This is a genomic window from Paenibacillus sp. Soil787 (assembly GCF_001429545.1).
Classification (GTDB): domain Bacteria; phylum Bacillota; class Bacilli; order Paenibacillales; family NBRC-103111; genus Paenibacillus_E.
The window spans coordinates 253,197-262,366 of sequence record NZ_LMSP01000003.1 but is presented as its reverse complement, the minus strand read 5'-3'; the positions used below and the strand labels follow the sequence as shown (position 1 = coordinate 262,366).

The window sequence follows — 9,170 nt, the reverse complement described above, 5'->3', positions numbered from 1 at the left end:
AATTTTCAGGGCAGAAAGTATAAATTTTTATTACACTTCGCGTCATCAGACTTGACAAACGTGCTCGCCCCAAAAGGACGACGGAGTCGTTTATCCTTAATTAGCATCGGTGAGTAATATTTACAATAATATGCTCTTGAGATACTTTCACTTTTTTATGTCATGTTATCTATTTGGAAGCTATTTTCTTTAATTACTTTTCTTCGGTATAAGCCTGGGGTAACGCCAGTAAACTTCTTAAATAACTTATGAAAATAAGGTAAACTCTCATAACCGCAATTGTGGGCGATCGTATCAATACCTAAGTCGGTAGTTAAAAGCAGCTCCTTTGCAGTTGAAATTCGCTTGGCATTCACATAGTCGGTGATGTTCATCCCGGTTAATTGTTTAAACGCTCTAGATAAATGAGGGGCTGATACTGAAGTGAGCTTAGCCAAATACGAAAGTCCAGCGATTTGGTCAGTGTGAAACTGATCTAAATGTTGAAGTATGTTTAGTAACCAGGAGGGTCCGACATCGGACGCGGCCAGTTGATGATGGGATTCTTTCAATATCAAACGATTAATGATGATCAAAAGGCTATTTAAATTCAGTTGAACAGCGTATCTAAAACCAGCTTCGTGTTGTTCCAATTCTTCATGCATTTGTTTGAATTTTTCTTCAAGATGAGGGCGTATGGTTGCTGGGACAACAAGCTTATAGCTCTTATATTTTCGGGCTCGGTCAAAAACTTGCATATTCGTAAACGAATCAGCTGATGAATAATGTCCGATCAGTTGCGGATCAAAAAAGACAGCAGTGGCAGTAATTGGAGATTCAGAATCTGGCAATGCCTGATGGATGGTATTTCCAGGAATGATGAAGAGGTCTCCTTCATTCATCTCGTAGAGCATTTGGTTTAAGAAAAACGTACCTTTTCCACTATAAACATAAACTAATTCAAAGCGATCATGAAGATGCTCTGGTAGTTCACGATTCGGTGTCTTTTTGTCCTTAAATACGATGTCAAATGGCAAGAGGGGGTCGTTAATAAAGTTTTTTATTAGCGGTTTTTGCATTTTCCGAACCTCCCTAGATCATCTCACTTCATTAATTAGTCTTATTTATAGAATATCAAAATAGAGTATGTTTTTGCAAAGGTAAAGAATTAACAAATGCCGTAATCCTGATACAATATTATTAAGCAGCACCAACATTAGAAGAAACTCAATTTATTCTATCATAGGCTGAATCGAATCCTGGGATTCGTCCTAATAACACACGCTAGGTTGCGTGCTAGTCATATAATGGCAGGTAGTTTAAGTGTTGCCAACGTAGTATTTGGATTGTTCGGAAAATCTCATCAAAGGAGCCAGTCATCGATGGACGTCGTTTACCAATTTGAAGAAGTAGCGAGACTTCCCTTGCCCGGGGATAACTGCGCCGTTGCGATTCACCAATTGAACTCTGGTACCGCCATTCAGTATGAAGGCCAAATCCTCACCTTGGATTACACGGTTATGGAAGGCCATCGATTTGCGGTGAAAGCGATCGCTCCTGGCGAAGATTTGCTTTCGTGGCATTTGCCTTTCGGCGTGGCGCTTAAGCCGATTCAGCCCGGCCACTATGTGATCAACGAAACAGTTCGGAAAGCGCTCACTGTGCGCCAGTTGACATTCGCGGTGCCGGAGGAGTCCAATTTCGCGGATCAAGTTTCTCCTTATATCTTTGACGAGGAGAACTTCCGCCCGGCTCAGGCATCGCCAGCTTTTACGGATACGCGAACTTTCATGGGATATCGCCGCCATAAAGATCGCGGGGTTGGCACCCGGAACTACATCGTACTGCTCGGCACTACCTCGCACACGGGGAGCTACGTGAATGAGCTTGCCACTCGTCTGCAAGGCGAATGGAAGAATGATTCGAATATAGACGGGATCGTTCCCGTCGCTCACACGGAGGGCGGCACAGAGAAGCCGAATAATGTGGACTTGCTGCTGCGGACGCTCGCAGGTTTCATGGTGAACCCGAACGTCGGAGCTGTATTGGTTGTCGATTATGGCAATGAATCTGTTACGAACAAGATGGTGGAGGCTTATGCACGTGAGCATAACTACCCGATCGATGAAGTGCTGCATAAGTTCGTATCGCTCACAGGCAGCTTCGAAGAGGAGCTGGTTAATGGTGAAGCGTTAGTACGCGAATGGCTATCAACGGTCAACACAATGCAGCGAACGTCTGAATCCATTAGCCACTTGCGAATCGGCTTGCAATGCGGCGGTTCGGACGCATTTTCCGGAGTATCCGCGAATCCGTTGCTCGGCTGGGTTTCGGAACAATTGGTGCGTTATGGCGGTGCAGCTAGTCTAGCCGAAACTGACGAGTTGATTGGCGCGGAGCCCTATGTCCTCTCGAAAGTACGCAACGTGGAAACCGCGCGTAAATTTCTGGAACTTGTGAACCGATTTAAGGAGCGCACGTCCTGGCACGGCACCAGTGCGGAAGGTAACCCGTCAGGTGGCAACATGTATCGCGGCTTGTACAACATCTATCTCAAATCTATAGGCGCCGCTATGAAGAAAGACCCGACGACTCGGATTGATTATGCAACTGAGTACGGGGAGCTCATGAAGTATGGCGGCTACTATTTCATGGATAGCCCTGGCAATGACCTGGAGAGCATCGCCGGACAGGTAGCCGCAGGCTGCAACATGATCTTCTTTACAACGGGAAATGGTTCGATCACCAACTTTCCATATGTGCCTACGGTTAAGGTGGTCACGACAACTCGCCGCTTCCAATTGCTTTCGAACGATATGGATGTGAACGCGGGGCAGTTTCTGGAAGGCAAGTCGATGGATGAGCTGGGCCAAGAGGTATTCGAGTTGGCGCTCCAAATTGCCTCTGGTCAGCGAAGCGTTGGCGAGAAGGCGGGCCATGCCCAAGTACAAATTTGGCGCAACTGGCAGCAGAACGATGCGAGTCAGCTGGAGACGCTGCTTCACACTCCTGTACCGACAGGAGATCCGATAGAAATTGAAGATGATGCTATAACGATGGTTAACCCGATCCAATTTTCCTTTACTCGACATCGCAATCGGCAGTCTAGTGACAATATCGGCTTGATCGTGCCGACCAGTCTTTGTGCCGGACAGGTAGCGGGCATGATTACAAGGCGCCTGAACGAGCAAGGAGCAGGGCAGCCTGAGCTCTCGCGTTTTGTCACATTGGCGCACACGGAAGGCTGCGGCACCTCGGGGGGGCCAGCCGAATCGCTGTTTGCCCGCACAATGATCGGCTATATTACGCATCCGATGGTGGAGCATTGTTTGCTGCTGGAGCATGGCTGCGAGAAAACGCATAACGACTTCATGCGCCATCAGATGGATGTGATGGGCGTAGATGCGAGCCGACTTGGTTATGCCAGCATCCAGCTCGACGGCGGAATTGCCAAGGTGAGCGAGAAGGTTGAGGCTTGGTTCGCCGATCGATTGGTTGCGGCCGATACTGCGGAGAAGGTGACGGTCGGTTTGGAAGGGCTGCGCATCGGGATCGTAAGCGTTGGTGCCATTAACAAAGATGCCGGCAAGCAGCTGGGGGCACTGACCAAGATGATTGTCGCGGCCGGAGGCTTGGTCGTCGTTCCCGAGAACAGCGGATTGCTTGCCGAGGATGCGTTCAGTCAGCATCTATTTATCGCTTCTCAAGTTGGGCCGTCTATCGCCTACGGGGAACACGTCCGCCGAAATGGATTTCATATTATGGAGACTCCAACAACGCATGGGGTAGAAATGATCACAGGACTCGCCGCCACAGGTGTGGAATTAATAATCGCGCTGATCGGTGATCGTCCGATGCAGGCGCATCCATTTGTCCCAATGTTGCAAATGACGTCGGATCAGGACGTGCTGCATAACCATAAGCAAGATGTCGATTTGGTACTCGAGGGCAACCCGAGCATATGGGTGAATCTTATTCTCGAGCGAAGCAAAGAAATTTTGGAACATTCTTATGTACCGCGTCTCTATCAGCAAGGAAATATCGATTTTCAAATGACACGGGGCTTTTTTGGTGTGTCGTTATAATGCAGACAATATCAGAAAGCGAGGAACACTCCATGACAAACGCATTATTGTCCCAACGGCCGCTCGGCAGTACTGGCCTACTCATATCACCGCTATGTATTGGAGCAGCTCCACTCGGGGATATGCCAGGGACCTTTCAATATAGCACGTCGGAAGAACAGGCATTGGTGACGTTGCGCACCGCCTTCGAAAGCCCGATCAACTTTATAGATACGGCTGCAGCATACGGCGAAGGTGAGAGCGAAAGGCGAATCGGCAAGGCTATTCGAGCGAATGGTGGACTTCCGGCTGGATACGTGTTGGCTACCAAAGCCGACCGCGACTTCAAGACCGGCGACTTCAGCGGCGAACAGATCAAACGTTCCATCGAAGGAAGTCTCGAACGATTAGGACTTGATCGTCTGCAATACGTTTACATCCACGATCCTGAACATACCACCTTCGAAAATGTTATGGGACCCGGCGGACCTTTAGAAGTACTTCAAAAGTTTCAAGAGCAAGGAGTCATCGAACACATCGGTATATCCGGCGGACCGATCGATATGCTCATTCGTTATGTCGAAACGGGAGCGTTCAGCGCTGTAGAAACCCACAATCGATATACGCTGCTCAATCGAGCTGCCGAACCATTGCTTGATGTCGCTAATAGCATGGGCATCGCCGTCATTAACGCCGCTCCTTATGGCAGCGGTATATTAGCTAAAGGTCCGGAAGCATACGCTCGGTATGCCTATAGCGAAGCTCCGACACTCGTATTGGAGAGAGCGCGTATGTTCGCCAAGGTTTGCCTGGAATACGATGTTCCCCTTGCCGCTGCAGCACTTCAATTTTCACTTCGCGACCCGCGGATCGCCAGCACAGTCGTCGGCATGAGCAAACCGGAACGGGTAGCCCAGACGTTGGAGCTCGCGAATTACCCGATTGCCCCTGAGCTATGGCCGGCGCTTGATTACTTTGGCTATGATATGGATGATCCCGAAGAGAATCGATTTGCTTAGTGGGTAGGGGGGAAACATGGTCATCTAGATCGATTCGTGACCGAGCTGCTGGGGTGATTCATTGAATTGGAACAATAATCTCGTCCCTAAGAGAATGTCTTTGGGGCGGGATTTTTTAATTACTTTCATGCTTACGATCCCATGTTTTCTCTTTGCCGCGATTTACCAACGATAGTACCTGTTGCCGACTATCGAGTCGGGCATATTGATCATCACATTGCGGATGTTTAACAGCCCGCGCTTGTAACGATGGCCCCGATCGTCAACAAATTCGGCTAATAGCAGGCTGGATTTGCCGAGGGGCAGCACATCCGCTACATAGGTGTACTTGTCGTCAATGGTGATTTGCACATCGTACCGAACAGATCCGCTGCGGTTCTGGACAATCAGATCATTTTTCGTAACGGCAATGTCGGCAATCGGAATCGAGACGGATGGAACGGGGACGCCGCATCCGGTAGTGAAGACGGCAAGGCAAACGATTAGCAAGAATGAGGTAACGTTTCTCCTCGCCGGTTTACATATCCAATTCATCAGGTCTGTCTGCATCATCCACGTTCCTTTCATTTCGATTCAATAGACAAGGCAAGGTCAAAGAACAGATTGGGCGAGGCGGAGTGGCTGCGGTGCACTTCAACGGCTATGATATTGCGTCCCTTCACAAGCTTGTTCAAATGCGCTTTTAGATCAATTCTTCGAAAGAAGGAAAATTCATTCGGAAACGCAAGCGAGGATTCGGTTAAGATCCCGGTTCGAATGGCGTCCCGGGATACTTCCTGGCCGTTCAGATAAACGACATAACCGTCCTCATAGGCGATATGCAAATATAAACCGGACCAATCCTTCGGATCGCCATCCAATTCAAACGACTTGCGAAAATAATAAGTCGGGGACTTCACGGCCTCCAATTTAGTTTGAACATAAGCCTGCCGCTCCCTGTCATTCGTATGTCCCAAAGGAGCCCTGCCGGTCTTCCAGGCGGAATCATCGTATTCCGGACTGCGCCAATCGTAAGCAGGTAGTTTAACAGTTTCCGTATGCAAAGTTTCAATGATCGGACCCTCTCCCCCCACATCGATCCCTTCCGGTATGGCGAATTTGATCGCCTTGCTTCCCGGATGATAGCGCCATAAGGATTGTATGCCCACGAGCGGGATTTCCTGTTTTTGTTCCAACGTAGCCAGGCTCAGGGCATCCTGTTCCAGTTGCTCCAGCACTTGTCCCTGTTTATTCTCAGCCTTAATGAACAGCGCGTTATCATTCGCTTCAATTACCGTAATGAAGGGCGTCTCCTTCAGCTTGGACAAATCCCATACTCCCCAGCCCTCATATTCGGCAGGCACATAATCGGAAGGCTGTTGATTTACGGCCAATTTAAGGGTATAGACGGAATCGCGGATGAAAACCGCGTTAATTCCAGCGGCTCTGAACGCGTTCCATATCTCGGGAAGCTTCGGATCTTCACTCAGCCATGCAAAGTTGAACTTTTTTTTAGATTCGTCAACCGTCTGACGAATCCAATCCAACTGGCGGTCTCCCGCATCCGATAACCGGTTGGCGTTCAGGAAAAAAAAACTGGCGTTTCCGTGACTTACCGCATACACAGATTTCCCGTAACCCGGAAGCGTCTCGGCAGGCAAATGAGGATAAGCTTGATTAAAAAGGTTTTCCGTCGTAGAACCGTCATATATGGGATAAAGTTGAAACGTTTGCGCTTCCGGATGACGCTGCAGCAGCTGATGAGGCGCGGCAAAAAACGAAATGTCCCCGAATTGCTTGATCCACTCCTGGACTTCCCCTTCATGTTGGCCGAAATAACCGAATTGAAACGACGTGGACGACGGGGCGGATGACTTGGCTCCTTCCGTCGGCACGTTTGTCCAATAGAAGGAAAGAAACAGGAGACCAAAGGATACACACAGCAACAAAGAAAGTTTATATTTGGATATGATGGACATAATTAGCCCCCTCCTCCTGATCCCGGCACAGTGTTCGGCAGGATCGGCCAGCCCAGTAAGGCGTGGTAAACCGTCGGCCAGATGACGATCAGATTGGCACAAAATGCAACGGCAAATGCGATCGTCCACGGTTTCAGAGCAACCTCTTTCCGTCCGATCGTCCAGTGGCATATAGCCCATGCGGCCAACCAGACGAGCAGTCCTGCCGTTTCTTTGCCGGCATAGGGACCGATACCCCACCAACCGGGCATCCAGGAGCCCATCTTCAGTAAAATCGGGTTGGCTCTGACCGGAATGTAAACGCTCCATAAGTGACAGACCGTTGTCGTTACGATACCGAGCCATACCGAAAGCAGAACGGCAGCGAATTCGCCTGTTTTTCGTTGCTTGTGCGCTTGCACGATTTTTTCCTCCTTATCAACCGTGTTGAAAATCATACCATTCTAAGTTTCGTCAAGCCGAAACCAAACACAAATCCGATCAGCAAACAGATCCAGAATAGCGTGATCAATAAAGCGATGATCACGCTTGCCGCCGAGCCCGGTTCGAGAGTATGGCGAAACCGGCGCAATAAAACGGCCGCCGCAATTCCCAGAGGGAGCGGGTACAGCGAGACGAATTCTTTATATTCCATCACGATCAAATGTACCGCGGGGCTATGGTACAGCATCCACTCCTGGGGACCGTCCGGCGCCCGGTAAGCGATGTAGAGCCAGTTGCCGAACACGATCGTGAGCAGAACCATAAGATTCGTCAGCCAGAGCGTCCATTCCAGGCTAACCGCGGCCCCATTCTTGCCCCGCAGCATGGGATAGGCCAGATGAATTGTTTGGCAGCTCATGATGACGGTGATGGTCGCGCCCAATCCATGCAGGACGGCCATTAGCTTATGGTTGCTGAAACCTATGACATTGAACAAAGGGATTGATAAAAAAAGAAGAGCGGCTACGCTCGCTTGTGTAATCGCAAAATCTCTTGCAGTGAACAATGGTCTCATCAGCTTTCCATCTCTCTCTTTCGGGATTTACTTGATTCTTATTCGATTGATATGACTTGTCATATCGATTAAGTGTAGAGAAGAATTGTAATAGGAATGTTATGGCGATTTTAAGTAATTGTAATTATGGAAATAGTCTAAATATTTACACAAAAATTACACAGTTTTAATAGTCCTTTAAGTATAATTTGCTTGGGCAGTTTGGTACTGGGAATACCTGTTAACCGCAAACTCTTTCGTGGTACAAGAGGAAAGATGGAAGCAAATCAGCCAAAGTAGTAGCGGTGTGTCGCCGACTGGGATGCCAGAGGTGAAAGGAGGTAAAGAAGACGTTTTTAGTTTCGGCTTTAGACGGAAGAGACCGCACGGTGCGGTTTCCCGCGATTCCAACTCCTAATCAAAGTGAAGGGAAGAAAATGATGAAAGCTATGATGAAAGCTAAGTGGAAAGGTTTATTTTTGGTTCTTTGTGTTATTAGTGTTCTATTCACCATTGCTAGTTTCAGCGCGTCAGCTGCCACCAACATCATTAAAGGGCCTTATCTGCTGTTCGAAGGTTCCAACATCTCAATGAGCGTCCTTTGGCAGACGAGCGTAACAGAGTCGAACGTTATCAAATGGGGTACCGACACCACTTATTCGATGGGGCAAGCGACCGTCGGGACGTACGGTTCCGCCAACCAGCACAAGTACACCATAACCGGGCTGCAGCCGGGCACCAAGTACTACTATCAGGTAGATGGTCAGGCTGGTTCTTTCCTTACTGCGCCGGCGGCTTCCGCTACTGCCGTGAAGTTCCTCTCCTACGGCGACAGCCGCAGCAACCCAAGTTCCCAAGAGTCGGTTGCTTCCCGGGCACGTTCGGCTTATACCGCCGACCCAGCCTACCAGACCATTCTCCTGAACAGCGGGGATGTAGTTGGAGGCGATACCGAGAGCTACTGGACCTCTGAATACTTCGTTTCCGGTTCCACATACCCGCAGATGCACGCTCTCCAGGCCGAGATCCCTATGATTGGGGCAAGGGGCAACCATGAGGGTACAGGCTCGGTCTTCAACAAGTACTTCCCATATCCATACGTGGCTAACAACTACTGGTCCTACGATTACGGCCCGGTCCATTTCGCAGTGGTAGATGAGTATGCGACCTTTAC

8 protein-coding genes are annotated in these 9,170 nt (G+C 49.1%); 3 read left to right on the top strand and 5 right to left on the bottom strand.

From position 1 onward, the window contains the following. Positions 1 to 155: 155 nt before the first annotated feature. The gene (locus ASG93_RS07155) at positions 156 to 1,058 is read right to left on the bottom strand and encodes an AraC family transcriptional regulator (protein ID WP_056830296.1); all 903 of its coding nucleotides are present in this window, start codon (positions 1,056 to 1,058) and stop codon (positions 156 to 158) included. A 303-nt stretch (positions 1,059 to 1,361) separates the two neighbouring features. On the opposite strand from ASG93_RS07155, the gene ASG93_RS07150 reads away from it, so the two are divergent. After that, a complete protein-coding gene (locus tag ASG93_RS07150) occupies positions 1,362 to 4,064 on the top strand; it encodes a UxaA family hydrolase (RefSeq protein WP_056830293.1) in 2,703 nt (900 codons plus the stop codon). Between the two features lie 32 nt (positions 4,065 to 4,096). After that, positions 4,097 to 5,062: an aldo/keto reductase gene (locus tag ASG93_RS07145; protein WP_156410831.1), complete on the top strand. Its 966-nt coding sequence runs from the start codon at positions 4,097 to 4,099 to the stop codon at positions 5,060 to 5,062. Positions 5,063 to 5,224: 162 nt separating this feature from the next. On the opposite strand, the gene ASG93_RS07140 is transcribed toward ASG93_RS07145, so the two are convergent. From ASG93_RS07140 to ASG93_RS07125, 4 genes are read right to left on the bottom strand one after another with little or no spacing between them, the layout of a single operon-like run. Then, complete coding sequence (locus ASG93_RS07140; RefSeq protein ID WP_156410830.1) at positions 5,225 to 5,614, bottom strand: hypothetical protein; 390 nt, start codon at positions 5,612 to 5,614, stop codon at positions 5,225 to 5,227. Positions 5,615 to 5,625: 11 nt separating this feature from the next. Further along, positions 5,626 to 7,020 (bottom strand): hypothetical protein, encoded by a 1,395-nt coding sequence (locus tag ASG93_RS07135; protein ID WP_056830289.1) that lies wholly within the window; start codon positions 7,018 to 7,020, stop codon positions 5,626 to 5,628. Positions 7,021 to 7,022: 2 nt separating this feature from the next. Continuing rightward, positions 7,023 to 7,421: a hypothetical protein gene (locus tag ASG93_RS07130; protein ID WP_235550767.1), complete on the bottom strand. Its 399-nt coding sequence runs from the start codon at positions 7,419 to 7,421 to the stop codon at positions 7,023 to 7,025. A gap of 32 nt (positions 7,422 to 7,453) precedes the next feature. Then, a complete protein-coding gene (locus ASG93_RS07125; protein ID WP_056830286.1) occupies positions 7,454 to 8,017 on the bottom strand; it encodes a hypothetical protein in 564 nt (187 codons plus the stop codon). 416 nt (positions 8,018 to 8,433) lie between these two features. On the opposite strand from ASG93_RS07125, the gene ASG93_RS37100 reads away from it, so the two are divergent. Next, a partial coding sequence (locus ASG93_RS37100; protein WP_200984460.1) for a fibronectin type III domain-containing protein occupies positions 8,434 to 9,170 on the top strand: 737 nt, incomplete at its 3' end.